Origin of the sequence: Pseudoalteromonas fenneropenaei, assembly GCF_042643375.1 — a bacterium.
GTDB lineage: Bacteria > Pseudomonadota > Gammaproteobacteria > Enterobacterales > Alteromonadaceae > Pseudoalteromonas > Pseudoalteromonas fenneropenaei.
The window spans coordinates 74,953-101,224 of sequence record NZ_JBHRSD010000022.1 but is presented as its reverse complement, the minus strand read 5'-3'; the positions used below and the strand labels follow the sequence as shown (position 1 = coordinate 101,224).

The 26,272-nt window shown below is 46.2% G+C and carries 29 protein-coding genes and 1 riboswitch; of the genes, 23 read left to right on the top strand and 6 right to left on the bottom strand.

What is annotated here, in order from left to right:
- Positions 1 to 133 precede the first annotated feature (133 nt).
- A complete protein-coding gene (locus ACFOEE_RS13020; RefSeq protein ID WP_377124930.1) occupies positions 134 to 1,081 on the bottom strand; it encodes a D-2-hydroxyacid dehydrogenase in 948 nt (315 codons plus the stop codon).
- Between the two features lie 92 nt (positions 1,082 to 1,173).
- Here ACFOEE_RS13020 and zntR point away from each other — a divergent pair, with 92 nt between their 5' ends.
- The 3 genes from zntR (at position 1,174) to ACFOEE_RS13005 (ending at position 4,185) form a co-directional block, all read left to right on the top strand.
- The gene (gene zntR / locus ACFOEE_RS13015; RefSeq protein WP_377124928.1) at positions 1,174 to 1,590 is read left to right on the top strand and encodes a Zn(2+)-responsive transcriptional regulator; all 417 of its coding nucleotides are present in this window, start codon (positions 1,174 to 1,176) and stop codon (positions 1,588 to 1,590) included.
- Positions 1,574 to 2,947, top strand: a complete 1,374-nt coding sequence (locus ACFOEE_RS13010; RefSeq protein WP_377124926.1) for an SO_0444 family Cu/Zn efflux transporter — start codon at positions 1,574 to 1,576, stop codon at positions 2,945 to 2,947. The genes zntR and ACFOEE_RS13010 overlap by 17 nt, the downstream gene beginning before the upstream one ends.
- 137 nt (positions 2,948 to 3,084) lie before the next feature.
- Complete coding sequence (locus tag ACFOEE_RS13005) at positions 3,085 to 4,185, top strand: lysophospholipid acyltransferase family protein (RefSeq protein WP_377124924.1); 1,101 nt, start codon at positions 3,085 to 3,087, stop codon at positions 4,183 to 4,185.
- Between the two features lie 48 nt (positions 4,186 to 4,233).
- Here ACFOEE_RS13005 and ACFOEE_RS13000 read toward each other — a convergent pair whose 3' ends face one another.
- Entirely contained in the window at positions 4,234 to 4,410 is a 177-nt protein-coding gene (locus ACFOEE_RS13000; RefSeq protein ID WP_377124922.1) for a hypothetical protein, read from the bottom strand.
- 487 nt (positions 4,411 to 4,897) lie between these two features.
- On the opposite strand from ACFOEE_RS13000, the gene ACFOEE_RS12995 reads away from it, so the two are divergent.
- Positions 4,898 to 5,140 (top strand): helix-turn-helix domain-containing protein, encoded by a 243-nt coding sequence (locus ACFOEE_RS12995; protein WP_377124920.1) that lies wholly within the window; start codon positions 4,898 to 4,900, stop codon positions 5,138 to 5,140.
- A gap of 44 nt (positions 5,141 to 5,184) precedes the next feature.
- Here the strand turns inward: ACFOEE_RS12995 and ACFOEE_RS12990 are convergent, their stop codons facing one another.
- From ACFOEE_RS12990 to ACFOEE_RS12975, 4 genes are all read right to left on the bottom strand, one after another.
- A complete protein-coding gene (locus ACFOEE_RS12990; RefSeq protein ID WP_377124918.1) occupies positions 5,185 to 6,576 on the bottom strand; it encodes an AmpG family muropeptide MFS transporter in 1,392 nt (463 codons plus the stop codon).
- A 73-nt stretch (positions 6,577 to 6,649) separates the two neighbouring features.
- On the bottom strand, positions 6,650 to 7,270 hold the full coding sequence (locus ACFOEE_RS12985; RefSeq protein ID WP_377124916.1) for a peptidylprolyl isomerase: 621 nt from the start codon (positions 7,268 to 7,270) through the stop codon (positions 6,650 to 6,652).
- 3 nt (positions 7,271 to 7,273) lie between these two features.
- A complete protein-coding gene (locus tag ACFOEE_RS12980) occupies positions 7,274 to 7,840 on the bottom strand; it encodes a YajG family lipoprotein (RefSeq protein WP_377124914.1) in 567 nt (188 codons plus the stop codon).
- Entirely contained in the window at positions 7,830 to 8,996 is a 1,167-nt protein-coding gene (locus ACFOEE_RS12975; RefSeq protein WP_377124912.1) for a methyltransferase, read from the bottom strand. Before ACFOEE_RS12975 ends, ACFOEE_RS12980 begins: the two co-directional genes overlap by 11 nt.
- Positions 8,997 to 9,034: 38 nt before the next feature.
- On the opposite strand from ACFOEE_RS12975, the gene ACFOEE_RS12970 reads away from it, so the two are divergent.
- From ACFOEE_RS12970 to cobO, 19 genes are all read left to right on the top strand, one after another.
- Positions 9,035 to 9,631 (top strand): alpha-ketoglutarate-dependent dioxygenase AlkB family protein, encoded by a 597-nt coding sequence (locus tag ACFOEE_RS12970; protein WP_377124910.1) that lies wholly within the window; start codon positions 9,035 to 9,037, stop codon positions 9,629 to 9,631.
- Positions 9,632 to 9,691: 60 nt separating this feature from the next.
- Positions 9,692 to 10,006 (top strand): BolA family protein, encoded by a 315-nt coding sequence (locus ACFOEE_RS12965; RefSeq protein WP_377124908.1) that lies wholly within the window; start codon positions 9,692 to 9,694, stop codon positions 10,004 to 10,006.
- Between the two features lie 82 nt (positions 10,007 to 10,088).
- Positions 10,089 to 11,279 (top strand): enoyl-ACP reductase FabV, encoded by a 1,191-nt coding sequence (fabV, locus tag ACFOEE_RS12960; RefSeq protein ID WP_377124906.1) that lies wholly within the window; start codon positions 10,089 to 10,091, stop codon positions 11,277 to 11,279.
- A gap of 398 nt (positions 11,280 to 11,677) precedes the next feature.
- Positions 11,678 to 13,021, top strand: a complete 1,344-nt coding sequence (locus tag ACFOEE_RS12955; RefSeq protein WP_377124904.1) for a Na(+)-translocating NADH-quinone reductase subunit A — start codon at positions 11,678 to 11,680, stop codon at positions 13,019 to 13,021.
- 3 nt (positions 13,022 to 13,024) lie between these two features.
- Positions 13,025 to 14,224 (top strand): NADH:ubiquinone reductase (Na(+)-transporting) subunit B, encoded by a 1,200-nt coding sequence (locus tag ACFOEE_RS12950; RefSeq protein WP_377124902.1) that lies wholly within the window; start codon positions 13,025 to 13,027, stop codon positions 14,222 to 14,224.
- A complete protein-coding gene (locus tag ACFOEE_RS12945) occupies positions 14,217 to 14,960 on the top strand; it encodes a Na(+)-translocating NADH-quinone reductase subunit C (protein WP_377124900.1) in 744 nt (247 codons plus the stop codon). The genes ACFOEE_RS12950 and ACFOEE_RS12945 overlap by 8 nt, the downstream gene beginning before the upstream one ends.
- Positions 14,960 to 15,592 (top strand): NADH:ubiquinone reductase (Na(+)-transporting) subunit D, encoded by a 633-nt coding sequence (locus ACFOEE_RS12940; RefSeq protein WP_377124899.1) that lies wholly within the window; start codon positions 14,960 to 14,962, stop codon positions 15,590 to 15,592. Before ACFOEE_RS12945 ends, ACFOEE_RS12940 begins: the two co-directional genes overlap by 1 nt.
- A 10-nt stretch (positions 15,593 to 15,602) precedes the next feature.
- Positions 15,603 to 16,211: an NADH:ubiquinone reductase (Na(+)-transporting) subunit E gene (gene nqrE / locus ACFOEE_RS12935; RefSeq protein ID WP_377124897.1), complete on the top strand. Its 609-nt coding sequence runs from the start codon at positions 15,603 to 15,605 to the stop codon at positions 16,209 to 16,211.
- Positions 16,212 to 16,228: 17 nt separating this feature from the next.
- Positions 16,229 to 17,455 carry an NADH:ubiquinone reductase (Na(+)-transporting) subunit F gene (gene nqrF, locus ACFOEE_RS12930; RefSeq protein WP_377124895.1) on the top strand — a complete coding sequence of 409 codons (1,227 nt, stop codon included), beginning with the start codon at positions 16,229 to 16,231 and terminating at the stop codon, positions 17,453 to 17,455.
- 136 nt (positions 17,456 to 17,591) lie between these two features.
- On the top strand, positions 17,592 to 18,620 hold the full coding sequence (locus ACFOEE_RS12925; RefSeq protein WP_377124893.1) for an FAD:protein FMN transferase: 1,029 nt from the start codon (positions 17,592 to 17,594) through the stop codon (positions 18,618 to 18,620).
- Positions 18,621 to 18,752: 132 nt separating this feature from the next.
- On the top strand, positions 18,753 to 18,965 hold the full coding sequence (gene nqrM, locus ACFOEE_RS12920; protein ID WP_377124891.1) for a (Na+)-NQR maturation NqrM: 213 nt from the start codon (positions 18,753 to 18,755) through the stop codon (positions 18,963 to 18,965).
- 49 nt (positions 18,966 to 19,014) lie between these two features.
- A complete protein-coding gene (locus ACFOEE_RS12915; protein WP_377124889.1) occupies positions 19,015 to 19,611 on the top strand; it encodes a histidine phosphatase family protein in 597 nt (198 codons plus the stop codon).
- Positions 19,612 to 19,797: riboswitch (cobalamin riboswitch) on the top strand.
- Between the two features lie 212 nt (positions 19,798 to 20,009).
- A complete protein-coding gene (locus ACFOEE_RS12910) occupies positions 20,010 to 20,819 on the top strand; it encodes an ABC transporter ATP-binding protein (protein WP_377124887.1) in 810 nt (269 codons plus the stop codon).
- A complete protein-coding gene (locus ACFOEE_RS12905; protein ID WP_377124885.1) occupies positions 20,816 to 21,811 on the top strand; it encodes a FecCD family ABC transporter permease in 996 nt (331 codons plus the stop codon). Before ACFOEE_RS12910 ends, ACFOEE_RS12905 begins: the two co-directional genes overlap by 4 nt.
- Entirely contained in the window at positions 21,808 to 22,866 is a 1,059-nt protein-coding gene (gene cobT / locus ACFOEE_RS12900) for a nicotinate-nucleotide--dimethylbenzimidazole phosphoribosyltransferase (protein ID WP_377124883.1), read from the top strand. The genes ACFOEE_RS12905 and cobT overlap by 4 nt, the downstream gene beginning before the upstream one ends.
- On the top strand, positions 22,866 to 23,642 hold the full coding sequence (locus ACFOEE_RS12895; protein ID WP_377124881.1) for an adenosylcobinamide-GDP ribazoletransferase: 777 nt from the start codon (positions 22,866 to 22,868) through the stop codon (positions 23,640 to 23,642). Before cobT ends, ACFOEE_RS12895 begins: the two co-directional genes overlap by 1 nt.
- Positions 23,633 to 24,178, top strand: coding sequence for a bifunctional adenosylcobinamide kinase/adenosylcobinamide-phosphate guanylyltransferase (gene cobU / locus ACFOEE_RS12890; protein WP_377124879.1), 546 nt, complete (start codon positions 23,633 to 23,635; stop codon positions 24,176 to 24,178). Before ACFOEE_RS12895 ends, cobU begins: the two co-directional genes overlap by 10 nt.
- Position 24,179: 1 nt before the next feature.
- Positions 24,180 to 25,652, top strand: coding sequence for a cobyric acid synthase (locus tag ACFOEE_RS12885; protein WP_377124877.1), 1,473 nt, complete (start codon positions 24,180 to 24,182; stop codon positions 25,650 to 25,652).
- Between the two features lie 12 nt (positions 25,653 to 25,664).
- Positions 25,665 to 26,267 (top strand): cob(I)yrinic acid a,c-diamide adenosyltransferase, encoded by a 603-nt coding sequence (gene cobO, locus ACFOEE_RS12880; protein WP_377124875.1) that lies wholly within the window; start codon positions 25,665 to 25,667, stop codon positions 26,265 to 26,267.
- Positions 26,268 to 26,272: the final 5 nt, after the last annotated feature.

Genomic DNA, 26,272 nt, shown 5'->3' with positions numbered 1-26,272 from the left:
AGCTGTCATTGCGTAGCAAGAGTTTAGCAAAACCTCGGCCAATATTTAAATTTTAATACATATCAATACGTTATATTTCATTGTTGTTTATGGTTTTAAATCAAAGTAGTCAAATTTACTAATAAATAGCAAATTAGACGATTCGATTACGAGCATTGCCCGCGATAAAACTGTCAATATTTAAGGCTATTTGCTCAAGAAGGCGTTTAATTGACTCTTGACTTGCCCAAGCGATATGCGGCGTGAGCAGTAAGTTATCACCTTGATAATTGACCAAAGGGTTATCCGTACTCGCTGGTTCTTGGCTCAACACGTCAACACCTGCTGCGGCAATGGTGTTATCGCCAAGCGCATCCGCTAATGCTTGTTCATTGACTATACCACCCCTTGCGGTATTAATAAGCACAGCAGAAGGTTTCATGCGCTGAAACTCAGCGTGGCTGAGCAAATCGCGACTTTCCGTGGTCAATGGACAGTGGAGTGATACGATATCAGCCTGCGCTAACGCATCGTAAAACGCGACCCGACCTTCACGTACCACACTTGCTCCCTTACGTTCACTGATAACTACATTGGCACCAAAAGCGCTGGCAACTTTGGCAACGGCTTGCCCTAAACTACCATAGCCGTAAATCATAAATTGCTTACCAGCCAGCTCAGTAATGGCATAGTCTAAGCGACAAAACATTTGGCTTTGTTGCCAAAGCCCAGCGCGGCAATCCTGAATATAACGATGTTGATTGCCTAATAGATTACCTAGTAAGGTAAACGTATGTTGCACCACAGAAGCGGTGGAATAGCCTGCAACATTGCATACTGTAATGCCGAGTTGTTCTGCTGCACTAAGGTCGATGTTATTGCTACCAGTGGCAGCAACGCAGATAAGTTTTAGCTGCGGTGCTTGCGCTAAGGTGTTGGCATCAAGTACCACTTTATTGGTGATCACCACTTCAACCTGTTGCAGCCGTGACACCAATTGTATCGCGCTGGTGGTTTGATAATGAGCAACCTGACCAAACCTATCAAACAGGCTGAGATCCACATCACCAAAGGTTTGAGTGTCCAATATTGCAATGTTCATAGTTATCCTGTGAGTTATTTTTTTAAAAAGCTTGACCTTAGTGTTTACTCCAAGGTTTATACTCTCCATTATACGGTATGACAAAGGGATAAATGATGAAAATCGGTGAACTGGCTAAGCGCCTTGCTATCTCTACAGATACGCTGCGTTATTACGAACAACATGGTTTACTCACGCCGGATATGCGCTCAAGCGCGGGGTACCGACTTTACAGTGAAAATCAATATCAACAGATGCGCTTTATCCTGCGCGCCAAAGAAGTGGGTTTTAGCCTCAGTGAAATTGGCGAATTGTTGAAAATCCAAATCGCAAAAGCGCAGTACCACTGTGAAGAGGTCAAAGCGCTGACCGAAACTAAACTTGAGTTGGTGCGTGCGCGTATTGCTGAACTGCAGAAGTTTGAGCGCTCGCTCACTGTGCTTGCTGATCGCTGCTGCGGTGGCGATGAATCCGCAGCCGCTTGTTCAATTCTTACCACCTTGGAGGACCGAGATGGCACTACTCACTAATTTTTGGCAACTGTTTGTGTTGTCAGCGCCTTGGTTGTTACTGGGGTTGTTTGTCGCTGGGGTAATTCATGTGTTTATTCCCAAAGATCTATTAGGTCGTCATTTAGGCAAAGAAGGCCTTTGGACGACCATAAAAGCCGCGCTAATTGGTGCCCCTATGCCGCTCTGTTCATGCGGGGTTATCCCAGCAGCAATTGGGCTGCGCCGTGCTGGGGCGTCGAAAAGCGCCACCACCGCCTTTTTGGTGTCAACGCCAGAAACCGGAGTTGATTCCATTTCGGTATCTTACGCATTATTAGGTCCCTTTATGGCGGTGATCCGCCCAATTGCGGCCATTTGTAGTGCAATTGCCGCAGGCGTGTTAGTAGGTAGAGATACGCCTATCATGCAGGCGCGTAGCGAGGAAGACCCAAGTACATCAGGCAAAACGGCTGAAACCAGCTGCTGTGCGCCAAAATCTGATAGTACAGTGGCAAGCGTAAAAACCAGCTGCTGTGCGCCGAGTACCTCAAGTTCAGTGACTGCGGCGGAAACTAGTTGTTGTGCGCCAAAATCAGCAAGTGTAGTTGTAAGCGCTGAAAAGAGTTGCTGTGCACCGAGTACGGCAAACCTTGTTACAACCACAGAAACCAGTTGTTGTACACCCAAAACTACAGCTTCAGTAGCATCCGAAAAAGTGAGTTGCTGTGCGCCAGTCGGCCAATCACATAGCCACACCTCGCACACTACTTCAGTGCACGGTACCTCAGCGAACAGTAGTTGCTGTGGCGAGCAGCCAGTGGCGCCAACCGCAAGTGTGGTGGCAAAGTTAACCGAGGCGATGCGTTATAGTAGCGATAAATTGTTAGAAGACACCATGAAATGGTTAATGGTGGGATTGTTCTTTGCGGCATTGATCCAAACCTTTGTGCCCACTTCGTTTTTAGCCCAGTGGGGAAACGGTATTCTCGCGATGCTAGTGGTTATCTTAATTAGTATTCCTATGTATATTTGTGCCACGGCTTCCACGCCGATTGCTGCGGGGCTGTTGTTGGCTGGAGTATCGCCAGGTGCGGTACTGGTGTTTATGTTGGCAGGACCTGCAACCAATATTGCTACAATAGGTGTAGTTGCAAATGAGCTGGGTAAACGCGCTGTGATGGCTTATCTCGGCGGGGTGATTGGAGTGGCGATTGTCTTTGGCTACTTAACTGATTTCTTGGTGCAGCGTTATGGCTTTACCGTATCCCCTCTACTTGGTGAAGAGCATAGTGTATTGCCAGACTGGTTGAGCTTAGTATCCGCGCTCCTTTTGGCTGGTTTAATGGCCCGTTTAATGCTACGCTCTTTGCTTGCTAGGAATCGCATTGCTATCTAGAACAGTGACTTAATCGCAATAATAACAACCATGAAGGTGAGGTCATGCTGGTCAGACTAGATATTCTTAGCAAGAACCAAAGCGGCGCGATAAAATAGCGCCGTTTTTTCATTTAATCCTAGTAAATGAGTTGTTTAGTGGATAAGTTCGCGGAAATCAGACCGTACAATGATGATGAAGTTGCGCCCGCATTAGCGCGACTGATGGCGGATAACGACTTTATTGACGTTATTGCAAAATACAATTTACCTTCCTTCCTCAATCAATGGCGTACGTTAGCGCGTATTTTGGTGCGTTGGCGCTTACGTAATAAATGGGGCAGTTTCAACAGTGTTGAGCAAGTACAGCGCGTTGTTGCGCAATATTTGTCGATGCTGATTGATAATACCACCAGTAAAGTAACCTTCTCAGGCCTTGATAATCTGGCTGCGGATAAACCTTATCTGTTTATTTCTAACCACCGCGATATCGTGTTAGATCCTGCGTTAGTGAACTGGGGTTTGCACCAGAACAATATGAATACAGTGCGTATTGCCATTGGTGACAACCTTTTGCAAGTGCCTTACATCACTGAGCTGATGCGTCTTAATAAAAGCTTTATTGTTAAACGTTCGGCCAAAGCGCCGAAAGAAATGCTGCGCGCATTGAGTGAACTGTCGGAGTATATTTATACCTCCTTGCAGGAAGGGCACTCGATTTGGATTGCGCAAAAAGAAGGGCGTGCCAAAGATGGTGTTGATTTTACCGATCCTGCCTTGATCAAAATGTTACAGCTGCACGGCCGAAAACTTAAACTCGGCTTTGCAGAATATATTAATCAGCTGCAAATTGTGCCTGTATCTATTTCTTATCAATATGAACCTTGTGCGATAGCTAAAGCCCGCGAGCTGGTCCACAAGCGCAAATATGGCTCTTACACTAAAGTCCAAGGTGAAGACATCACCAGCATTATCGATGGTTTTAGTTCAGATAAAGGCCATGTCCATGTTGCTTTTGGTGAACCAATCCATACTGAATGTGATAACCCTGATGATTTAGCGCTGCAGATAGATAAGCAGATCCTGACACATTATCACTTGCACTCTAGCAACTATTTGGCGGCGGGAATGGACTCAGAGGTGAGCAGCAGTGAACAAGCGAGTTTTGCCGCGCGTTTGGCACTCGTGCCAGAAGAGCTGCGCGAACAAGTTTTGGCTATGTACGCTGAGCCGGTAAAGCGAAAATCTTTCCCTGAGTGAATTCTGTAAGCAAGATAGAAAAGTAAAACGGCACTGCGAGTGCCGTTTTTATTGGCTGTTGGTCAATCTCATCATCAAGATAAAGAAGCCCAGTACCGCCGTGGAAAAGACTAAAATATAAATAAAGCCCTTCCGACCTTTTTTGATAGGCACTCCATAATGGCGTAAAAACAAATACCAACCTAAACACGCCAGCAGGGGTAACAAGAACAAAACTCTAAACATATACTCGTCCTACTCTAAGCCGCAGGGTAAACACTTAGGTGATGAAATGCGGATCTTGCTGTTTGATATTTAAACAGTTGTTGCAGTGTTGCATGCAAAAACACACTGTACTTGCGAAGAAAATCCCAGCTAAATTGAATACTAAGACATAAAACCTTATTTTTAAAGGTAAAATAAATTATTTCAAATACTGGTACATTTAATCAATTATTTGTTAAAGTAAAAGCCCTATGGCGCTGAGAATAAGCAAAAAAAAGCGTTTGGTTATCTCATCGTTTACATTCAGCTGCAAAATATTGCTTATAACGCTAAGAAATAAAAATTTCACTAGGCACTATTTTGATAATAGTCTATACCTAAAACAGGTCTGAGATTGCAGGCAATGCTTTGCTGCCAACCTGTCCTGTGGTATACATACAGCCTTGAGCGAGACGGGCAAATTTCGCTCAGGCTTTATTAATCATTCATCGAGTAGGAGATGTAATTTATGATGGGTAAAACGGTTTCTTCAGAAGAAAACGGTAAGTTGACTAAGTGGTTAAAAACTAAGCGTCAAGAGAAAGGTCATACTATGCGTAGCCTAGCTCAAGTACTTGGTACACCACACTCTTTTATCGGTAAAATTGAAAACCAAGAACGCCGTTTAGACGTAATTGAGTTTTTGCGTTACTGTGAAGCCCTAGAAGTTGACCCATATGAAGGTTTAAAACTACTTAAAGAAGAGCAATAATCGCTCTTCTGCAGGTTAAACTTCACGTGCAGGGAGGCACAACGTTACTTTAACGTGTTTACCGTCACCTTCGCTTTTTGCTCTAGCGCATGGAGTTCATGGCGAATAAAGAATAAAAATAGCAACGACGGTATAACCATCAGCGCTGTTAAAACGAAGAATAGCGCCCAGTTTCCGTGCAACCAATCATCTATCACCACGCCACTGTAGCTGGATAAAACTGTCCGACCAAAGCTACCAATAGAAGCCAATAAGGCATAATGCGTGGCGCTAAACGCTCTATCACATAACATCGAAATAAATGCCACCATCGCAACCAGTGACCAAGCTTGGGTAAACCCATCGACAACAATCGCGGCGAGATACAAAGACTCTTTGGGGCCGGTAATCGCAATCCATGAGAACATCAAATTGGAAGCCGCCATCGCGATACCGCTGATAAATAAGCCCCGGACAATGCCATATTTTTGATTAAACAGGCTGCCAAGTAAGGCAAATATTATGGTAATAACCCCAGAGCCAAGCTTGGAATACTGTGCTATTTGGCTGTTGCTGAAGCCTATCTCTTTGTAAAACACAATCGACATCCGGGCTAAAAAGGCTTCACCAATTTTGAATAGGAAGATAAACAAGATAAGCGCCAGCGCAGTTTTGACGCCGTTGCGGCGGAAAAAGCTGCGAAACGGTTCAACCAAGGTGACCAACAACCACGCCATGATCTGCGCTCTAGGGCCTTGTAAAGCGCTTAATTTAGCTTGATAGGCTAACTCTAAGGCTTGCTGCTGGTGCTCACGATTTGACAGCGGCTCCTTGGCAATTAAAGTAACTAGCAATAACAAGCTGAAAATAACCGCCAGTACGTAATACACTTGCGGCCAGTTAACCCCCGGCAAATCAGCTAAAAAGAATGGGATCGCGCCGAGTAAAGCATAGCCCGTCCACCATCCTGAGGTAGCCATAGCCGCGGCGGCCGTGATTTTATCTTGCTCATGCTCGGCGAAACTATCGATACGATAGGCATCAATAGCGATATCTTGGGTCGCGCAGGAAAGTGCAATTACAAAACAACATAAGGCAACGTGCCATAAATGGGCGTGTAAATCGAGAGAAGCCATAGCGACCGTGGCGCTGATAGCGATAAGCTGACACACGAAGATCCAGCTACGGCGCTGCCCCATACGCACTTTTAGAAATGGGATAGCTAAGCGGTCGAGTAGTGGTGACCATAAAAAGTTGATGGTATAGGCACCAAAAACAATGCCAAACAGACCAATCATACTGCGGCTTAAGCCTTCGTCTTTCAGCCAAGCGGACATCACAGAGCCAATCAAAACCCAAGGAAAGCCGCTGGCAATACCAAACGCGAATACCGTCGCAAGTCGTTTGTCGGAAAATAGCAGTTTGCTGTGATTAACGAATTGCGACCAAGTGCTCATTTGGGACTCTTATTGATGTTGTCGTTAGGTGATTTGGCATATCGCCACTGCTGTGGGTGGCGATTAAAGACCATTATTGTGCGTTTTCTTCTAGTATTTCAACGTTATAAATGATTACTGGGGTTTTTGGGATAAATGAATAGCCCAACTTTTGGTTATACCCAGTTTCCACTTTCATGATTTTGTCTAACGTATCGGTGCCATCTGTGACATAACCAAATACCGCAAACCCCCAGCCCTTGCCTGGATTGAGGTGGTCGTTGTCGTTCATATTAAAGAAGAATTGCCGTGTGGCTGAGTGCGGTTTGTTATCTTGATAAGCCATGGCGATAGTGTAAAGGTCATTACGCAGACCATTGCCACTTTCATTAAAAATCGCCGCACGTTCAAACATGCCATCATAGTCTTTATCATAACCGCCGCCTTGGATCACAAAGTCTTTCTCGTTGGCGTCATCACGCTCAACGCGATGAAACACCGAACCTTTGTAATCGCCGTTGGCGACATAAGTCAGAAAATTATTGACCGTGATAGGCGCGCGCATTCTGTCTAACTCGAGCGTAAGCTCGCCCATGCTGGTTGACATTTTAACCCGTGGGAACAAATTGTCTTTTTGCACAAATTTACCGTCGATATCGGCCATGGTAAAACCACTAAAGGCAGCCAAAATGAAGGTGAATAGCCAGGTTTTCATGGGTTACTCCTTTAAAAAGTTGGCAAGTTCTGAGTCTGATACAATGCGGGTTAGTGTCTGTTCAATCAAGTGATTGAGCTGATTTTCAATTTTTGCTTGTTCATGACGCAGTGGGCCATTGAGTTCTGCACTGCCACTGTAAACCTTACTAAAGGTCTTTTTGCCCTTGCGAACAACCACTTCAAACTCAGTTTTGGCAATACTTTGATGTTGGCTGTAGGTTTCCGTAATGCGGGCATTGAGCATTTTGATATTCAGTGTCATCGCGATATGCGCATCATTACTAAGCGTGATCCCTTGCGCTTGCCAAGCACTGTTGAAAGCTTGTTGGACTTGTATTGGCACATTGGCGTCGGGTAAGTAAATTTGTGGTTCTTGATCTACCACTTTAATCGCGAATTTGCTGATCCTGTGGTCATTGACTTGTAATTGCATGGCAAAAGGCAAATGCTGGAACTGAGCGCCGCTATAACTTGGCGCCAAAATAGCATGACGTAATGGCGAACTGCAGGCACTTAATAATGCGCAACTAAGAGTCAGGGTAATTACACGAAACCAGCTAAAAGTCATAAGATACTCCGGGGTTAGCTTCTTTTTTGGCGCTCAGCACGACAAATTTGTTGTTGCTGCCAATCAATCGGCAATTATTAAATAAACGTTTTAATTTTTCCTCATAGCCCAGATGGCGATTGCCAACGATACGCAACTCACCACCGACTTTGAGGGTGCGTTTTGCTTCAACAAACATCTGCCAAGCGATATGGTCGGTAATGGCTTGGGCTTGATGAAAAGGCGGATTGCACAGTACTAAATCGGCGCTGTGTGATGCAAATCCTTGTAAACAATCGTTCTGTTTAAATTCGCAGTCTGCAATACGCTCAGCTAAATTGGTTGTGACATTATCATGAGCCGAGGCAACTGCCATGGCTGACTCGTCGACAAATGTCACTTTCGCGTTCGGCATTGCTGCCAGCACAGATAAACCAATTACTCCGTTACCACAGCCTAAATCAATCACCTTAAGTGGTTTTTTACCTTGAGGCAGATAGTTGATAAAGAACCGCGCACCGATATCTAAAGAATCGCGTGAAAACACATTGGCATGGTTGGTGATGCTAAACGTGGTTTTTTCTAGTGGCCAGCTTACTGCGTGGTCGCGGACGGAGCGGGCGTGTGGCAGTGGTTTGGTGGTGGCAAACACCAAACGGGCTTTTTTCTGCGCCAAACTGGTGATTGGCTCATGCAGCGCTTTAGCGATGAGTTTCAAAGTTGAACTGTGAATATCTTTTGCTTTGGCAGCAATGATAACCGGTGTGCCAGGTGCTAACTGACTACTGAGTTGCTCTAATTGCGCTGCTAAAAAACCATTGTTTTTGGGCTGTTTGATGACCACCAATGACACATCCGTGGGAAAAGCCGCCAAACTGTCGAGCAAGGTCACGGTTTTATCTTCAAGTTGGTTGCAGGCCAAATTATGCTGAGTGGCTAATTGACTAATATAGGAGTCACTGACGCAGGTCAGTTGCTTGGCAGGGAGCGCGCAAGCCAACGCACCAAATGCGTCATTGAGCACCAAAATATGCTCGGCCGAGGCATATTCATTGGCAATATGCTCAAGCAAATATTCGTCAGCGGCATCCCAAGCTTGCAGACTGCGGTTTTTCTGGTCTAATGGAAAGCGGTGCAGGGTGTAGTTAACCCCGCCTAAAATAGCATCAGTTAGCATAGTGTTTGTAAAAGCAAAAATTGGCCTGTCATCGTATCATGTTTGAATCGTTGCAAAAACCTCAGTTACCGTCTGGTTTCAGCTATTATCCGCAAGTGTTAAGTATGGATAAGGCACTTGCCTTATATCAATATTTACAAACGGCTATGCCTTGGCAACAACCGCAGATCCAAGTTTATGGCCGCAAGCATCCGATCCCTAGATTACAATGCTATGTAGCTGACGCTGGGCTGAATTATGCCTATTCACAAATGACTTTAACGCCTTTACCTTGGAGTGAGCCATTGCGTGCGATGCGCGCGCGTTTAGAGCATCATTACCAACGGCCATTTAATGCGCTACTGCTCAATTACTATCGTGATGGTCGTGATTGCATGGGATGGCATAGCGATGATGAGCAGGAATTGGGGCATCAACCTGTGATTGCGTCAATTTCCCTCGGCGCGCCACGCAAATTCACCATTAAACATAAATTTAACGATGAAAAGCACCAGTTAATGTTAGAGCACGGTAGTTGTTTAGTTATGCATGGAGATAGCCAACATCATTATCAACATGCACTGCCAAAGCAATTAAAAGTGCAAGGTGGGCGCATTAACCTGACTTTTCGCTATATTATTGGTCCTAAAGAGTAAGATTCGCTTTTGTCAGCTCATCGGCGTATAGTGGCGCACAAACCAAAGTGGAGTGACACTATGACGATGCAACAGGTCATTTTTGACAAAGTTCAGGCGGCACTGCCTTGCACTCATCTCGAAGTGCTAAATGAAAGTCACATGCACAGTCGCGGCGCAGAATCGCATTTTAAAGTAATTGCGGTAAGCGATACTTTTACTGGTCAGCGTTTATTGCAACGCCACCGCACAATCAATGCCATATTAGCAGATGAGCTAGCCAACCATATTCATGCTTTGGCGATTCATGCTTATACCCCTCAAGAATATCAACAAAGCGGGCAAACAGTGCCAGATTCACCGCGCTGTTTAGGTGGTTCAAAGTTTGATAAATAGCTGATCAGACCTGATTTATGTCGATCAACCTATAAACTAGGACAGTTTTAACTAATTTAAGAAGACGAAAATAGGACTCAACATGGTTATTCAGCCGAAAATTCGTGGTTTTATTTGTACTAATGCGCATCCTGTAGGTTGTGCGGCACATGTCAGCGAACAGATCAATTTTGTCAAAGCACAAGGTAAATTGGGCGATGGTCCGAAAAACGTGCTAGTGATTGGCGCATCGACCGGTTATGGTTTGGCGTCACGTATTACCGCTGCGTTTGGCTATGGTGCAAAAACGCTTGGGGTGTTCTTCGAAAAAGAAGGCTCTGAAAAGAAAACGGCCACGGCTGGTTGGTATAATACTGCCGCTTTCCAAACCGCTGCTGAAGCTGAAGGCTTGTGGGCAAAGAACATTAACGGTGATGCGTTTTCGAACGAAATTAAAGCCAAGACCATTGATGTCATTAAAGCCGAGATGGGACAGATTGACCTTATCGTATACTCGCTCGCCTCTCCACGCCGCACTGATCCAACAACCGGTGAAACCTATTCTTCAGTGCTTAAGCCAATTGGCAACAGCATCACCACGAAAAACTTAAATACCACCAAGCGTGCAATTGATGAAATGACCGTTGAAGCCGCAAATGAAGATGAAATTGCCAATACCATCAAAGTAATGGGTGGTGAAGATTGGGAATTGTGGATTGCGGCTTTGCAACAAGCCGGTGTGTTAGCTGATGGCTTTAAAACCGCAGCATACACTTACATTGGTAAAGAATTAACTTGGCCTATCTACGGTCATGCCACTATCGGCAAAGCTAAAGAAGACTTAGACCGTGCGGCAAAAGCCATTAACACCACTACTTCGGCACTAAATGGCGAAGCTTATGTGGCGTCACTTAATGCTGTAGTTACGCAGGCGAGCTCAGCAATTCCAATTATGCCTTTGTATATTTCTGCGTTGTTTAAAGTCACCAAAGCGCGTGGCATTTACGAAGGCACGATTGAGCAGATCCACGGTTTATTTACCGAAAACCTCTACGGTGAAACGCCACGTTTTGATGAAGGTGGCCACCTGTTCCAAAACTACAAAGAACTGCAGGACGATATTCAAGCAGAGATCCAAACGATTTGGGATACCACCACGACAGAAACTATCGACGAGCTGACGGACTATGTGGGTTATCACAATGAGTTTTTACGTTTATTCGGTTTTGGCCTCGATGGGGTTGATTACGATGCCGATGTTGACCCAGTAGTCGATATCAAGCATATGCTATAATCGAAAAGCCGCTGCAAAGCGGCTTTTTACTAGCAAAGCAGAAAAGGATGTCTATTGCAGTTATTTGCGAAATTGAGCTGGTGATTTTATCATCAGCTTGCAATTCAGGTGTGTCAGAAAAAAACAATACCACTAAAGTCGCGCATGAATGAATTGCACTTACGCTCAGTTCGCAAAAGCTGAGGGAAAAGCATTGCTTTGCAGGATTAATTTCATATTTCCCCTCGCATAGTCCGCAGGATTAATGTTAAAATCTGGGAAATATGTAAGGACATTATCACATCGCTTAAGGCGGTTGCGATAGGGTTGCTCTTTAAATCCTAGCGAAATACTTGAATTAAGTGCTGTGGTGACTAAAGATTATTCAGTTTCTTTCCATTAATGTAATGCAAGTGCGTATGATCAACATAAAAAAAGGTCTGGATTTACCGATAGAGGGCGCACCTCAGCAAGTTATTCATGACGGTTCTGCCGTTAAACGAGTGGCTGTGCTAGGTGAAGAGTTTATTGGTATGCGTCCTACCATGCATGTTCGCGTGGATGACCAAGTCAAAAAAGGCCAAGTTCTTTTTGAAGATAAAAAGAACCCAGGCGTCAAGTTCACTGCGCCAGCTTCTGGTGTAGTTAAAGAAATCAACCGTGGTGCGAAGCGCGTACTTCAGTCAGTTGTGATTGAAGTGAGCGGTAATGAGCAAGTCACGTTCGACAAGTTTGCGGCAGCTGAGTTAGCTAACTTAGACCGTGAAACTGTTCAACGTGTACTAGTAGATGCTGGTCAATGGCCTGCGCTACGTGCTCGTCCGTTCAGTCGCGTAGCAAGCCTGGCAGCAACGCCAAGCTCAATTTTCGTGACTGCAATCGATACTAACCCATTAGCTGCTGATCCTGCGGTGATCATTGCTGAAAACGTAGAAGCGTTTGAAGCGGGTCTAGCTGTAGTATCTCGTCTGACTGACGGTAAAGTATTCGTTTGTAAGCAAACTGGCGCGAAAATCCCGAGCTCGTCAATTGCTCAGGTAGAAGTACACGAGTTTGGCGGTGTTCACCCAGCTGGTCTTGTTGGTACACATATCCATTTCTTGGATGCGGTATCTGCTCGCAAGCAAGTATGGCACTTAGGTTACCAAGACGTTATTGCCTTCGGTAAACTATTCCTAACGGGTGAAATTTACGCTGAGCGCGTTATTTCTCTTGCTGGCCCGCGTGTTAAGAACCCTCGTTTAGTAAGAACTACATTAGGTGCGTCGTTGACCGATTTAGTTGCTGGCGAGTTAGAGGAAGGCGATAACCGCGTGATCTCTGGTTCTGTACTCGCAGGTAAAATTGCGACAGGCCCACACGCTTACCTAGGCCGTTACCATGTTCAAGTCGCAGTGCTGTTAGAAGGCCGCGAAAAAGAACTATTTGGTTGGATTGCCCCAGGTAGCGATAAGTTCTCTGTAACACGTTCGTTCCTATCTCACTTAGCACCAAGTCGTTTGTTCAAGATGACAACCTCAACGGGTGGTTCTAAGCGTGCGATGGTACCTATCGGTAACTACGAGCGCGTTATGCCACTCGATGTCCTGCCTACATTGTTACTTCGCGACCTTATTGCTCGCGATCTTGACAGTGCGATTGCGTTAGGTGCGCTTGAGCTAGATGAAGAAGATTTAGCGCTTTGTACCTTCGTTTGTCCAGGCAAGTATGATTTCGGTTCAATCCTTCGTGATTGCCTGACGACTATCGAGAAGGAAGGTTAACAAATGGCCTTAAAGAAATTTTTAGAAGACATTGAACACCACTTTGAACCGGGCGGTAAGCACGAGAAGTGGTACGCTCTGTATGAAGCAGTGGCGACTATTTTCTATACTCCAGGTTATGTTAACAAAGGCACGACTCATGTGCGTGATAACATTGACCTAAAACGTATCATGATTTTTGTATGGATGGCGACATTCCCAGCAATGTTCTTTGGTATGTTTAATATCGGTCATCAAGCTGCTATCGCATTAGGTAACGGTTTCGAGCTAGCGAACAGCTGGCAAGTTGCGTTATTCCAAATGTTCGGTGGAGAACTGACGGCAACCTCAGGTTGGGGTGCAAAAATGTTCTACGGCGCGTGTTTCTTCCTACCTATCTACGCAACAACATTTATTGTTGGTGGTTTCTGGGAAGTGCTGTTCGCTTCAATCCGTAAGCATGAAGTAAACGAAGGTTTCTTCGTAACTTCAGTACTGTTTGCATTAATCCTACCTGCAACCATTCCATTATGGCAAGTTGCGCTAGGTATCACCTTTGGTGTGGTTATTGCGAAAGAAGTATTCGGTGGTACAGGCCGTAACTTCCTAAACCCAGCACTTGCTGGCCGTGCATTCTTATTCTTTGCTTACCCAGCACAAATTTCGGGTGACAAAGTATGGACTGCAGTTGACTCTTATTCAGGTGCGACTTACCTAAGCCAAGCTAGCGCTGGCGGTCTTGATTACAATGATATGGCATTGTGGTGGGATTCATTCTACGGCTTTATTCAAGGTTCTGTAGGTGAAACTTCTACTCTAGCTATCATGATTGGTGGTTTGTTCTTAATCTACACTCGTATCGCTTCATGGCGCATCGTACTAGGTACTTTACTTGGTATGGCAGTGACTGCAACGTTATTGAACATGCTTGGCTCAGAGACTAACCCTGCGTTTGCAATGCCTTGGCATTGGCACTTAGTGCTAGGTGGTTTTGCCTTTGGTATGTTCTTCATGGCAACTGACCCGGTTTCAGCTTCATTCACGGACAAAGGCAAATGGGCTTACGGCGCACTTATCGGTTTCATGGTTGTCATGATCCGTGTAGTTAACCCGGCATACCCAGAGGGCATGATGTTGGCAATTCTATTTGCTAACTTATTCGCGCCACTATTTGACCACTTCGTCGTGCAAGCTAACATGAAGAGGAGATTGGCTCGTGGCTAAGAAAGAGACAGTTGGCAAAACGCTAGGTGTAGTTGTTGGCCTGTGTTTGGTGTGTGCGATTGTTGTAGCAACAGCTTCAGTACAATTACGCCCACTCCAAAAAGCCAGTAAATCTGCCGACATTCAACGTAACATTCTATCTGTTGCTGGTGTTAATGACGTGACTGATGTAGCGAAAACATTTGCTGAGCGCATCGAGTCTCGTGTAGTTAACATGGAAACTGGTGAGTTTGTAGACGAAGATGCGGCAACATTTGACTTCGAAGCAACAAAGTTTGACGCCAAACGCAGCTTTAAGCTTGATAAAGCCGATGACAAAGCGGGTGTACTACGTATGACGTACAACTCACCTGTGTATTTCGCGCGTACTGCTGAAGGTAAAATCGACGCTGTTATACTCCCAATCCAAGGTTACGGCCTGTGGGGTATCATGTACGGTTTCCTAGCATTGGAAGCGGATGGTGTTACGGTTAAGTCAATCATCTTCTTCAAGCACTCTGAAACGCCAGGTCTAGGTGGTGAGATCCAGAATCCAAAATGGACTGCTACTTGGGTGGGCAAATCACTTCCGCTTGATGTTGTGAAAAGCGGTGCTGAGGGTAACCAACACAAGGTTGATGGTCTATCTGGTGCCACATTAACATCTAATGGTGTTGATCACACAGTAGATTTCTGGACTAGCGACAAAGCATTTGGTCCATTCCTTGCGAAACTACGTAAAGGAGAATTGAACTAATGGCTAATGCAAAAGACATTAAAAAGGTACTGTTTGGCCCAGTGCTAGCAAATAACCCAATTGCCTTACAGGTTTTGGGTATTTGTTCTGCGCTAGCAGTAACTTCAAAGATGGAAAAGGCGTTAATCATGTCAATCGCATTGACATTAGTAACGGCATTTTCAAGCTTGTTTATCTCTATGATCCGTAACCACATTCCATCAAGTGTACGTATTATCGTGCAAATGACGATTATCGCGTCATTGGTAATCGTGGTTGACCAAGCGCTACAAGCGTTTGTATACGCAACAGCTAAAGAACTATCGGTATTCGTTGGTCTAATCATTACTAACTGTATCGTTATGGGTCGTGCAGAAGCTTATGCAATGAAGTCGCCACCTATGATGTCATTCCTTGATGGTATCGGTAACGGTTTGGGTTACTCAGCGGTATTGATGACAGTTGCTTTCGTGCGTGAACTAGGTGGTTCTGGTTCATTGTTCGGCGTGCAAATTATGCCACTTATCTCTGAGGGCGGTTGGTATCAACCTATGGGTCTATTGATCCTACCACCAAGCTCGTTCTTCATCATTGGTCTGATTATTTGGGCACTACGCACTTATAAGAAAGATCAAGTAGAAGCGAAGGCATAAGGGGAGAAAGATGGAACATTATATTAGCTTATTTGTTAAAGCGGTTTTCATTGAAAACTTAGCTTTATCTTTCTTCTTAGGTATGTGTACTTTCCTAGCAGTATCTAAGAAAGTAACAACTGCGTTAGGTCTTGGTATTGCGGTTGTTGCCGTACTTGGTATTTCAGTACCAGTGAACCAAGTTGTTTATCATGCGATTTTGGCGCCAGGTTCACTTGAGTGGTTGGGTTTCCCTGAAGCGGATTTAAGCTTCTTGAAATTCTTAACCTTTATCGGTGTTATTGCAGCCTTAGTACAAATCCTTGAAATGGCTTTGGATAAATACTTCCCAGCCCTATACAACGCGTTAGGTATCTTCCTACCGCTTATCACAGTAAACTGTGCGATCTTCGGTGCGGTTTCGTTCATGGTTGAGCGTAACTACAACTTCGGAGAGTCTATCGTTTACGGTATCGGTTCTGGTGTAGGTTGGGCGCTTGCAATCGTATTGCTAGCGGGTATCCGTGAGAAGATGAAGTATGCAGACGTTCCTGATGGTCTTCGTGGTTTAGGTATTACCTTTATCACTGTAGGTCTAATGGGTCTTGGCTTCATGTCTTTCTCTGGTATTTCACTGTAAGGTAGCTAGGAGAGATCATGCTAGAGGTTTATTTAGGCGTAGGTATTTTCATTGCTATCGTAGTAATGCTGGTACTTATCATCATCGCGGCTAAGTCAAAGTTAGTTGCTGAAGGTGATATTACAATCGGTATCAATGGTGATCCTGAGAAAGCACTTAAGGTGCCAGCGGGTGGTAAGTTGCTTGGTGCACTTGCTAACGCAGGTATCTTCGTATCATCAGCTTGTGGTGGCGGTGGTTCTTGTGGCCAGTGTCGTGTCCACATTCATGCTGGTGGTGGCGACATTCTGCCAACTGAGCTTGACCATATTTCTAAAGGTGAAGCGCGTGAAGGTTGTCGTTTAGCGTGTCAGGTTAACGTGAAAAACGACATGGAAATTGAACTTGAAGAGTCAATTTTCGGTGTTAAAAAGTGGGAATGTACGGTTATCTCTAACGATAACAAAGCAACGTTCATTAAAGAGCTTAAGCTTGCGATTCCTGATGGCGAAAGCGTACCGTTCCGTGCTGGTGGTTACATTCAAATCGAAGCGCCAGCGCATCACGTTAAATACGCTGATTACGATATTCCAGAACAATACCGTGGCGATTGGGAACGTTTTGGCTTCTTCAAACTAGAGTCTAAAGTTGATGAGCCAACCATTCGTGCATACTCTATGGCGAACTACCCAGAAGAGTTCGGTATCATCATGCTGAACGTACGTATTGCGACGCCACCGCCAAACAACTTGACTTTGCCATGTGGTAAAATGTCTTCGTACATTTGGTCACTCAAAGCAGGCGATAAAGTGACAATTTCTGGTCCATTCGGTGAGTTCTTCGCGAAAGACACTGATGCAGAAATGATCTTCGTCGGTGGTGGTGCTGGTATGGCGCCAATGCGTTCACATATTTTCGACCAGTTAAAGCGTCTTAAGTCTAAGCGTAAGATGTCTTTCTGGTACGGTGCTCGTTCTAAGCGTGAAATGTTCTATGTGGAAGATTTCGACGGCTTGGCAGCTGAGAACGACAACTTCGTTTGGCACGTAGCCTTGTCAGATCCTCAACCAGAGGACAACTGGACTGGTTACAAAGGCTTTATCCACAACGTATTGTTTGAACAATACCTACGTGACCATGAAGCGCCAGAAGATTGTGAGTTCTACATGTGTGGACCTCCGATGATGAACGCGGCCGTTATCAACATGCTGAAAAACTTAGGTGTTGAAGACGAGAACATCCTTCTGGATGACTTTGGTGGTTAATCCATCAATATGCAGCAAGTAATTTATGCATAATTAGAACCCTGCGGTGTAAACCGTAGGGTTCTTTTTTATTGGTGAGATGAATTAGTGTATTACCCTTTCCCTCAAATGCAGGGAAAGCTGTTTAGGATGAATAATGAATACCCGACAACTTAGATTGCCCTTAATTGCAGCGACTTTATTTTCTGTGCTATTGACGGCATGTAATCCCGCGATAAACAATACAAGCATGTTAGAGATCCATGGTAAAACCATGGGTACCACTTATAGTATTAAAGTGTTTCCTGGTGACATAGATTTGACCAGTTCAAGCCTTCAAGCAGAAGTTGATGAGGCGTTATTGGAAGTCAATCAATCGATGTCAACCTATATCCCCGATTCTGAGATCAATCAGTTTAATAGCCTACCTGCAGACGAAGTGATGGCGATAAGCGAAGATTTTCGTAAAGTCGCGGCCGAGTCTATTCGCATCGGTGAATCGACAAAAACGTTAGACGTGACTATGGGGCCATTGATTGATTTGTGGGGTTTTGGTCCAGACAAACGTCCAACCAAACGCCCATCTCAAGAGCAGCTTGACGATATGTTAATGCGTATTGGGGTTGATAAGCTGGTGCTGAGTGAGCAAGGTCTGAGCAAGACAATAGATGGTTTGCGGGTAACTTTCTCAGCGACTGCCAAAGGCTATGGCATTGATAAAGTGGCTGAGCTAATTGAGCAGCATGGTATTAAAAATTATATGGTGGAAATTGGTGGTGAGCTGCGCGTTGCTGGTGACAAAGCCGGTGTTGAGCCTTGGCGCATTGCCATTGAGCAGCCAGATGCCCCTATGGGACAGCGCCAAGTACACCGTGTCGTTGAACCTGGCACTAATGGTATTGCGACGTCTGGCGATTATCGTATTTTCTACGAAATGGATGGCGAGATTTATACCCATTTAATTGACCCTGCCACGGGCATGCCAATTAAACATGACTTGGTTTCGGTCACTGTGCTGCATCCTTCGGCAATGACCGCAGATGGACTAGCTACCGCACTGACGGTCATGGGGATGGAAAAAGCACAGGCTTATGCTATCGAGCACAATTTACCTGTGTACTTAATGAGTAAAACGCCAACGGGTATTCAAACTTGGTCAAGCCCAGCATTTGCGCCATATCTCTAGGCTGCATCTGCTAACTGGGAATTTGCGTTCGGTCACGCGCTTATGGTGGTGAGCAATCCGTAAGCGCGTTATAATATCGTCAATTCGTCACCACTCAGCGTGCTGAGCTTCGCTTTTTATAGGGTTATAACCATGTCTGTATTTATTCTTACTTTTGGTTTGCTGATTTTGATTGCAGCGGCGATGGCCGTCGGCGTAATTGTACAAAAGAAATCCATGGCCAGTAGCTGTGGTGGCTTAGGTTCAATGGGCATTGACAAAGTGTGCGATTGCGATGACCCATGTGATAAGCGCAAAAAGCGCTTAGCCAAAGAGCAGATGTGGAAAGATAACCAAATTCTGTAAGACCAATGCGAGCTCAGGCTCGCATTGTCGTTTCATACATCCGACCACCATGACTTTAACCCTGCATTTTCTACGCCATGCAAAACCCGCTTTAACGGGAGTACTGTTAGGCCGTACTGACTGCGCTTTAGCGCCGCTCCATTTTTCAGCTGGCAGCATGGTGGATGTGAACAAACTGACACGCATTTACAGCTCCCCTTTACTACGTTGCCAGCAAACCGCCACGCCGTTTGCTGAGCAAAGCCTGTGTCCGGTTGAAGTGGCGGCGGCATTGCGTGAAATGGATTTTGGCGTGTGGGACGGTAAACCGTATGAACAACTTTGGCAACGTACCGAGGAGGGCGCACAGATTGGGGACTTTTGGCAAGACCCTTGGGCATATACGCCGCCGCAAGGCGAAACAATGGAAACATTTCATGCCAGAGTTGTGCAATGGTGGCAAAGCGTGCTTGCTCAGCCTTGCGTGGGGGAGTGGTTGATTGTTAGCCATGCCGGTGTGATGAAAATTCTGCTATTGGCTATCTTCGGGAATATGCGTCCCAGTGGTGAGCAGCTAGCTGCGATTGAATTTTCCTATTTGTGCGGTTTTAAGGTTGAAGTCTATTTTGACGAACAAGTAAAAGCTTGGCCGAAAGTTGTGTTTTAGCCGTCTAGACTTCATAATAGCGCCACTAATTGCAATGGCATTCCCTGGGAATGAGGTGCTAGTCCTCAACTGTCCCCGCAACTGTGATACTGTTCCAAACTTGCGATGTTCTGCTATACCGCTGGGTAAGCTGAATCAAATGTTTGAGGTTAAGTCAGATACTAGGGCTATTGCAACGAGCTTGAGCGGGCGCACTCAAGTGGCAACAAATATTCATATTGTGGTGAGGCGTAACATGCCGTACCACAATCAAATTAAACCTTAGGTATAAGTGCCTATGGTTGATTTAGTCGTCGCGCCTATTTACTGATATAACCCCTTAAATTGTTGAATTTGCTTGGCGATGCTGATACTCAGTATTGCCGCAAAGCCGCTTGTAAGGGTAAACCTGAGGTACTATGAGCGCAGCTATTTACCCTCCGTTATTAAGCGTTGATGCGGTTTGTGTCAGTCGTGCCAACAAGGCTATCCTGCAAAACGTGAGCTTTCACCTTCAAGCTGGCGAATTTGTTGGTTTACTTGGCCCAAATGGGGCGGGTAAGTCGACGTTATTACGCTGCTTGTATCGTTATTTGCAACCTGATAGTGGTGAGATCTGCTGGCAAGATCAGGCCATTCATACGTTATCGCTCAAATACTATGCCCAGCAAGTGGCGGTGGTACTGCAAGAAGTCAGCAATGATTTTAATCTTGCCCTGTTTGATGTGGTCGCCATGGGGCTTACTCCCCATAAAAGCTTGTTTGCCACGCAATCCCAAGCTGATAAAAGCCACATTGATGCTGCGATTGCTGCTATTGGTCTAAGCGACAAAGCGCAGCAAAGTTACAATAGTTTATCGGGGGGCGAGCGACAGCGGGTGATGATAGCCAAAGCTATGGTACAAAGCCCACAGTTACTTATCATGGACGAACCAACCAGTCATTTAGATGTGAAATATCAAATTCAAATTATGGAGCTAGCAAAAAGTATGGGCGTGACTGTGCTTGCTTCTTTTCACGATTTAAATCTTGCTGCGGCAGTTTGTGACAGGCTATTAGTGATGAAGAGCGGCAAACTGGTGGCCGATGGTACCCCTATCGCGATTCTCGATGAAACCCTGCTGAGCGACGTATTTGCAGTATGCGCTGAAGTCACCGAGGTGCCTTGCCCGATGAGTAAAGACAAACGTATTCCCCATATTCGTTATTTCTATGGCTATCAGCAATGAAAAACAGCGTAATCTTAGGGTCACTGTGCTCGTTCTTATTGGTCAGTTTATTGGCTGCGTTAGCCATTGGTGCGGTCACTATTCCCGCGCAGGATGTCATCACTGCGTTATGGCAATACGATGCGCAAAATCTGTTGCATAAAATCGTCCTTGAACTGCGTTTACCGCGGGCCATTTTGGCTTTTACTGCTGGGGCAGGTCTGGCTCTAGCAGGTATGATGTTGCAAACCGTTACCCGTAACCCTTTGGCGGACCCCTATTTATTTGGGATCTCGTCCGGCGCGTCATTTGGCGTGGTGGTGTTATTTGCCGCGACGGGTTTACATACCGGTTTGTGGTTATCGGGCGCGGCATTTTTAGGCAGTGTGTTGGCAATGAGTTTGTTGCTATTGCTTGCGGCCAGTACCCGCAACCCTAGAGTCGAAACCTTGCTGCTTGCTGGGGTGGCGTTGTCCTTTTTATTCAGCGCCTTGACCAGTCTGCTGTTGTATTGGTGCGATCCAGAAGCCATTTCTGCAATTCTATTTTGGAGTTTAGGCAGTTTTTCACGCGCCTCATGGAACTGGTTATGGTTGCCCTGTTTAACTGTAGGGCTGGTTGCAGGAGCATTGCTGTTACTACGCCGTCCGCTAAACGCACTCTTACTGGGGGATGAAGGCGCCACTACGTTAGGGGTGAATGTGCCAAAACTGCGCATTACTGTATTGTTACTTAGCTCGTTAGTCACAGCGGTGTTAGTGGCGGGCTGCGGTGGGATTGGCTTTGTTGGCTTAATGATCCCACATATGGTGCGGTTTTTCTTATCGCAGGCGAAAGTGATAGGGGTGGTCGCGACTGCTTTAGTGGGGGGCTTGTTTATGTTGTGGGTCGATATTGCCGCCCGCACGCTGCTCGACAATCAAGAGCTGCCCATCGGAGTGATCACCTCCTCCATCGGCAGTGTGTTTTTCTTAGCTTTATTACTGCTTAAAAATCGGGGAACGCGCTCGTGAATGAGGTCCGTTTTAAAATTCAACCACTCAAGCATAGTGCAAAGAGTGCCATTAGCACCCGTATTGCGCAAAAAACCAAACCTTTGGGAGCGCTTGGTAAACTTGAAGCACTGGCACAGCAACTGGCGGAAGTGTTAACTGTAGATGCAAAGCAACCTATCTTATTGCAACAACCCGTGCTGACAGTGTTTGCTGGCGACCATGGCATTGCCACCGAAGGGGTGTCGATAGCCCCCAGTGAAGTGACAGGCCAGATGGTGGCAAACTTCGCAAATGGTGGAGCTGCCATTAATGTATTTTGTCGGCAATTGGGGTGGCAGTTACAAGTGGTGGATTGCGGTATTTTGCAACCGCCAGCTGCGCATTTAGCGGTGATCAGTCAGCGTCTTGGTAGCTCAACAGCAGCGTTTCATAATGCGCCCGCGATGAGCGAAGCTCAGTTGCAACAAGGTTTAAGTTTTGGCGCTGAAAGTATCAGCGCTGCACTGCAAGCGGGCAGCAATGTGTTTGCATTTGGTGAGATGGGCATTGGCAACACTAGTAGTGCGGCAGCGATATTTTCTGCCCTGAGTGGCTTACCTGCCAGCGAAACTGTGGGCAAAGGCACAGGAGTCAGTGCTGAGGTCATGGCGAAAAAATGCCAGTTAATTACCCAGGCGCTTGAGTTACATCGCGCGGCGTTAACATCGCCTTGGGCCATTTTACGCCATCTTGGTGGGTTTGAGATTTGCCAAATGGTGGGTGCTATGTTGGCAGTCGCGCAAGCGGGTAAAGTGGTGCTAGTGGATGGTTTTATTGCCACCGCGGCAGCTATGCTGGCGGTAGCGGCTTATCCTGCTTGTAAAGAATATCTTGTCTTTGCTCATTGTTCTGGTGAACAAGGCCATCAAAAAATGCTCGACTATTTACAGGTTGAAGCACTGTTAAATTTACAGCTGCGTTTAGGCGAAGGCACCGGTGCAGCGCTGGCTTTGCCGCTATTGCAATGTGCTGCGGCGTTTTACAACGACATGGCGAGTTTTGCAACTGCCGCCGTCACTGAGGTGAATCATTAATGGCATGGCAAACGGATTTTAAACTTGCGGTGATATTTTTAACCCGCATTCCCCTTAAGCTTGCCGAACAGCCGGATGATGTCAGCTTGAACCGCGCCAGTGGTTATTTTGCTTTGGTCGGGGTCATGCTGGGGTTAATTTTAGCCATTAGTTACTGGCTATTGCAGTTACTTTTCCCTGCCACCATAGCGGTGGTGCTGTTACTTGCGGTGAGCCTATTGCTCACTGGCGCATTCCATGAAGATGGTTTTGCCGATGTCTGGGACGGCTTTGGTGGCGGATTTAGCACTGAGCATAAGCTACAAATAATGAAAGATAGCCGCCTTGGCACCTATGGTGCTGCGGCTTTGGTGCTGTTGCTGCTATTAAAAGTGCTGCTGCTGGCCAGTTTAAGCGCTGCCTTTTGGCAGATTGCGGTGGCACTCTTGCTTGGCCACAGTTTGTCGCGCGCGATGGCGACCTCAATTATTGGTGCCTTGCCTTATGTTCAAGAGGATGCGCAAAGCAAGGTAAAGCCCGTCGCCGAAGTATTAGCAGCAAACAGTCGCGACTTACTTAACCTTACCAGCGCTGCATTGATATTACTGCTGTGGTTAGTCACACCAATGCAACTGGCAGAGCTGCTGGTGATAGTCGTGGTGTTATGGTTACTGCGTGCGCTGTGCTTACGTTGGTTTAAACAACAGCTTGGCGGTTACACCGGAGATTGCCTTGGCGCTGCGCAGCAGCTTGCAGAGCTAAGTGTGTACGCTTGTTTGGTGGTGCTATGGCAATAACCACCCAACTAGAGTTGATTTTAGGTGGCGCACGCTCGGGGAAAAGCCGCTTGGCGGAACAACGCGCAGAGCAGTGGCTCGAAAGTGGCGCGGTAGATCAACTGTTTTATTTAGCTACAGGCACAGCGCAAGACCAAGAAATGCAAGCGCGCATTGCTCATCACCAACAACAGCGCCAAGCGCATTGGCAAGTGATAGAAGCACACTGGCAACTGCATGATGTGATGACTCGCTTACCCGCAAACAGCGCAGTGGTGGTAGATTGCTTAACCTTATGGTTTACCCATGGCTTATGTGAATACGGTTTAGAGGCGTTTTTAGAGGCAAAACACGCATTTGTTGAAAGCCTGCAAATGTGCCAAGCAAAAGTGATTTTAGTCAGCAATGAAGTTGGCCAAGGTATCGTGCCGCTTGGCGCATTAAGCCGCCAATTTGTCGATGAAGCGGGTCGCTTACATCAAGAGTTGGCTAGTATCGCGACGCGGGTCGATTTTGTGATGGCCGGTTTGCCATTAACTTTAAAAGGAGCCGACTAAAATGCGGACTTTAATGGTACAGGGCACCACCTCTGATGCTGGCAAAAGTACTTTAGTAGCGGGGCTGTGCCGAGTACTGGCGCGCCGCGGGGAAAAGGTCGCGCCATTTAAACCACAAAACATGGCACTTAACAGTGCGGTCACTGAGGACGGTGGTGAGATTGGTCGTGCTCAAGCACTACAAGCAGTGGCGGCAAAAGTCCCGTTATCGGTGGATTTCAATCCGATTTTATTAAAACCCAACTCAGATACTGGCGCACAAGTGATAGTCCATGGCAAAGCGCTGTCGAATATGGAAGCGGCGGGTTACCACGATTACAAAAAAGTCGCGATGGATGCGGTACTCACTTCCTACCAACGTTTAAGCCAGCAGTACGATTGGTGTTTGGTCGAAGGAGCTGGTAGCCCCGCAGAAATTAATCTGCGAGAAAATGACATTGCCAATATGGGCTTTGCCTGCAAAGTACAAGCGCCGGTGATCATTATTGCGGACATCGATAAAGGTGGGGTATTTGCCCATCTAGTGGGGACTTTGGCACTGTTGAGTGAGGAAGAACAAGCGCTGGTGAAAGGCTTTGTGATCAATCGCTTTCGCGGCGATATTAGCTTATTGCAAGGCGGCTTGGATTGGCTAGAACAATACACAGGTAAACCAGTGCTTGGCGTATTGCCTTATCTCCATGACCTTGCACTCGATGCCGAAGATGCCATCAATGTCAGCAATCAAGTTAGCGATGCCAAACTAAAAGTCGCCGTGTTGGTGTTTCCGCATATTAGCAATCACACCGACTTTGACAGTTTGCGCCTCAACCCAGAAGTCGATTTACGCTATGTGCGCCATACCGACGCCATTGGCCAAGTGGATCTGATCATTTTACCGGGCAGTAAAAACGTCCTGGGTGATTTGCAATTTCAACACTCGCAAAGCTGGCCTAAAGAGATCAAACAACATTTACGCTATGGTGGCAAAGTGTTGGGGATTTGTGGCGGATTACAAATGCTCGGCAGTGAAATTTGCGATCCGCTTGGTATTGAATCGTCGCTGGGTCGTGTTACTGGCTTACAACTGGCTGATTTTGTCACGACCTTAAGCGCGCACAAAACCTTAACCCAAGCACAAGGCGAATGTCTGTTAGATAGTAACTGTGTGGCAATTAGCGGCTATGAGATCCACTGTGGACAATCTCATGGCTCGGCTATGCAGCAACCCTTTTTACGTTTTAGTAGCCACCCACAGGGCGTGCAATACGATGGCTTTATTTCAGCTGACAACCAAATTGCAGGTACTTACTTACATGGTTTGTTCGACAGCAGCAGTGCCTGTAACGCCATTTTAGCTTGGGCGAGTGGTGGCCGATGGCAAGGGCAAAGCTTTGATTTAGATAGCCATCGTGAACAACAATTAGAGCGACTGGCGGATATTTGCGAACAACATTTAGATTTAGACCAGCTATTTGCGCTGGCTAACCAATAACTTGAGGCGCGTATGAGCGAACAGCAATCACAAGACAAGCATCAACAACGACAACAAAAGGTTAAAGAACAAGTCGATGCCAAAGTCGCAGCGGCGGATATTGAAAAAGGCATTTTGCAAGTGATCACCGGCAATGGTAAAGGCAAGTCGACGTCAGGGTTTGGCACTGTCGCACGTTGTGTGGGCCATGGTATGAATGCGGCGGTGGTGCAGTTTATTAAAGGGATGTGGGAATGTGGCGAGCGCAATTTGCTGGAAAAGGCTGGTGTGCCGTTTGCGGTGATGAAAACCGGTTTTACTTGGGAAACTCAAAACCGTGAAACCGACACGTTGGCCGCGCAAGAAACTTGGGCAATTGCAAAAGAATGGCTAAAAGACGAACGCATTGATTTAGTGCTGTTAGATGAGCTGACCTATATGGTGTCTTATGATTATCTGGATTTAGATGAGGTGATCAGTGCGCTTGAAAACCGCCCGCCAATGCAGTCAGTGATTATCACCGGTCGTGGGGCACATCGTCGCTTAAAAGACTTGGCAGATACAGTCAGTGAAGTGCAAAACCTCAAACATGCCTTTGAAGCTGGCGTGAAAGCACGTAAAGGCTTTGATTTTTAAGGAAT

Bases quoted from the DNA above. Each gene is read 5' to 3' on its own strand.
- ACFOEE_RS13010 (WP_377124926.1), top strand. From the start codon at position 1,574: ATGGCACTACTCACTAATTTTTGGCAACTGTTTGTGTTGTCAGCGCCT.
- ACFOEE_RS12885 (WP_377124877.1), top strand. From the start codon at position 24,180: ATGCGGACTTTAATGGTACAGGGCACCACCTCTGATGCTGGCAAAAGT.
- ACFOEE_RS12970 (WP_377124910.1), top strand. From the start codon at position 9,035: ATGTTTGAATCGTTGCAAAAACCTCAGTTACCGTCTGGTTTCAGCTAT.
- ACFOEE_RS12905 (WP_377124885.1), top strand. From the start codon at position 20,816: ATGAAAAACAGCGTAATCTTAGGGTCACTGTGCTCGTTCTTATTGGTC.
- cobU (WP_377124879.1), top strand. From the start codon at position 23,633: ATGGCAATAACCACCCAACTAGAGTTGATTTTAGGTGGCGCACGCTCG.
- ACFOEE_RS12990 (WP_377124918.1), bottom strand. From the start codon at position 6,576: ATGAGCACTTGGTCGCAATTCGTTAATCACAGCAAACTGCTATTTTCC.
- ACFOEE_RS13020 (WP_377124930.1), bottom strand. From the start codon at position 1,081: ATGAACATTGCAATATTGGACACTCAAACCTTTGGTGATGTGGATCTC.
- fabV (WP_377124906.1), top strand. From the start codon at position 10,089: ATGGTTATTCAGCCGAAAATTCGTGGTTTTATTTGTACTAATGCGCAT.
- ACFOEE_RS12925 (WP_377124893.1), top strand. From the start codon at position 17,592: ATGAATACCCGACAACTTAGATTGCCCTTAATTGCAGCGACTTTATTT.
- ACFOEE_RS12985 (WP_377124916.1), bottom strand. From the start codon at position 7,270: ATGAAAACCTGGCTATTCACCTTCATTTTGGCTGCCTTTAGTGGTTTT.
- zntR (WP_377124928.1), top strand. From the start codon at position 1,174: ATGATGAAAATCGGTGAACTGGCTAAGCGCCTTGCTATCTCTACAGAT.
- ACFOEE_RS13000 (WP_377124922.1), bottom strand. From the start codon at position 4,410: ATGTTTAGAGTTTTGTTCTTGTTACCCCTGCTGGCGTGTTTAGGTTGG.
- cobO (WP_377124875.1), top strand. From the start codon at position 25,665: ATGAGCGAACAGCAATCACAAGACAAGCATCAACAACGACAACAAAAG.
- ACFOEE_RS12940 (WP_377124899.1), top strand. From the start codon at position 14,960: ATGGCTAATGCAAAAGACATTAAAAAGGTACTGTTTGGCCCAGTGCTA.
- ACFOEE_RS12895 (WP_377124881.1), top strand. From the start codon at position 22,866: ATGGCATGGCAAACGGATTTTAAACTTGCGGTGATATTTTTAACCCGC.
- ACFOEE_RS12975 (WP_377124912.1), bottom strand. From the start codon at position 8,996: ATGCTAACTGATGCTATTTTAGGCGGGGTTAACTACACCCTGCACCGC.
- nqrF (WP_377124895.1), top strand. From the start codon at position 16,229: ATGCTAGAGGTTTATTTAGGCGTAGGTATTTTCATTGCTATCGTAGTA.
- ACFOEE_RS12980 (WP_377124914.1), bottom strand. From the start codon at position 7,840: ATGACTTTTAGCTGGTTTCGTGTAATTACCCTGACTCTTAGTTGCGCA.
- ACFOEE_RS12965 (WP_377124908.1), top strand. From the start codon at position 9,692: ATGACGATGCAACAGGTCATTTTTGACAAAGTTCAGGCGGCACTGCCT.
- nqrM (WP_377124891.1), top strand. From the start codon at position 18,753: ATGTCTGTATTTATTCTTACTTTTGGTTTGCTGATTTTGATTGCAGCG.
- ACFOEE_RS12995 (WP_377124920.1), top strand. From the start codon at position 4,898: ATGATGGGTAAAACGGTTTCTTCAGAAGAAAACGGTAAGTTGACTAAG.
- nqrE (WP_377124897.1), top strand. From the start codon at position 15,603: ATGGAACATTATATTAGCTTATTTGTTAAAGCGGTTTTCATTGAAAAC.
- ACFOEE_RS12910 (WP_377124887.1), top strand. From the start codon at position 20,010: ATGAGCGCAGCTATTTACCCTCCGTTATTAAGCGTTGATGCGGTTTGT.
- ACFOEE_RS12955 (WP_377124904.1), top strand. From the start codon at position 11,678: ATGATCAACATAAAAAAAGGTCTGGATTTACCGATAGAGGGCGCACCT.
- ACFOEE_RS12915 (WP_377124889.1), top strand. From the start codon at position 19,015: ATGACTTTAACCCTGCATTTTCTACGCCATGCAAAACCCGCTTTAACG.
- ACFOEE_RS12950 (WP_377124902.1), top strand. From the start codon at position 13,025: ATGGCCTTAAAGAAATTTTTAGAAGACATTGAACACCACTTTGAACCG.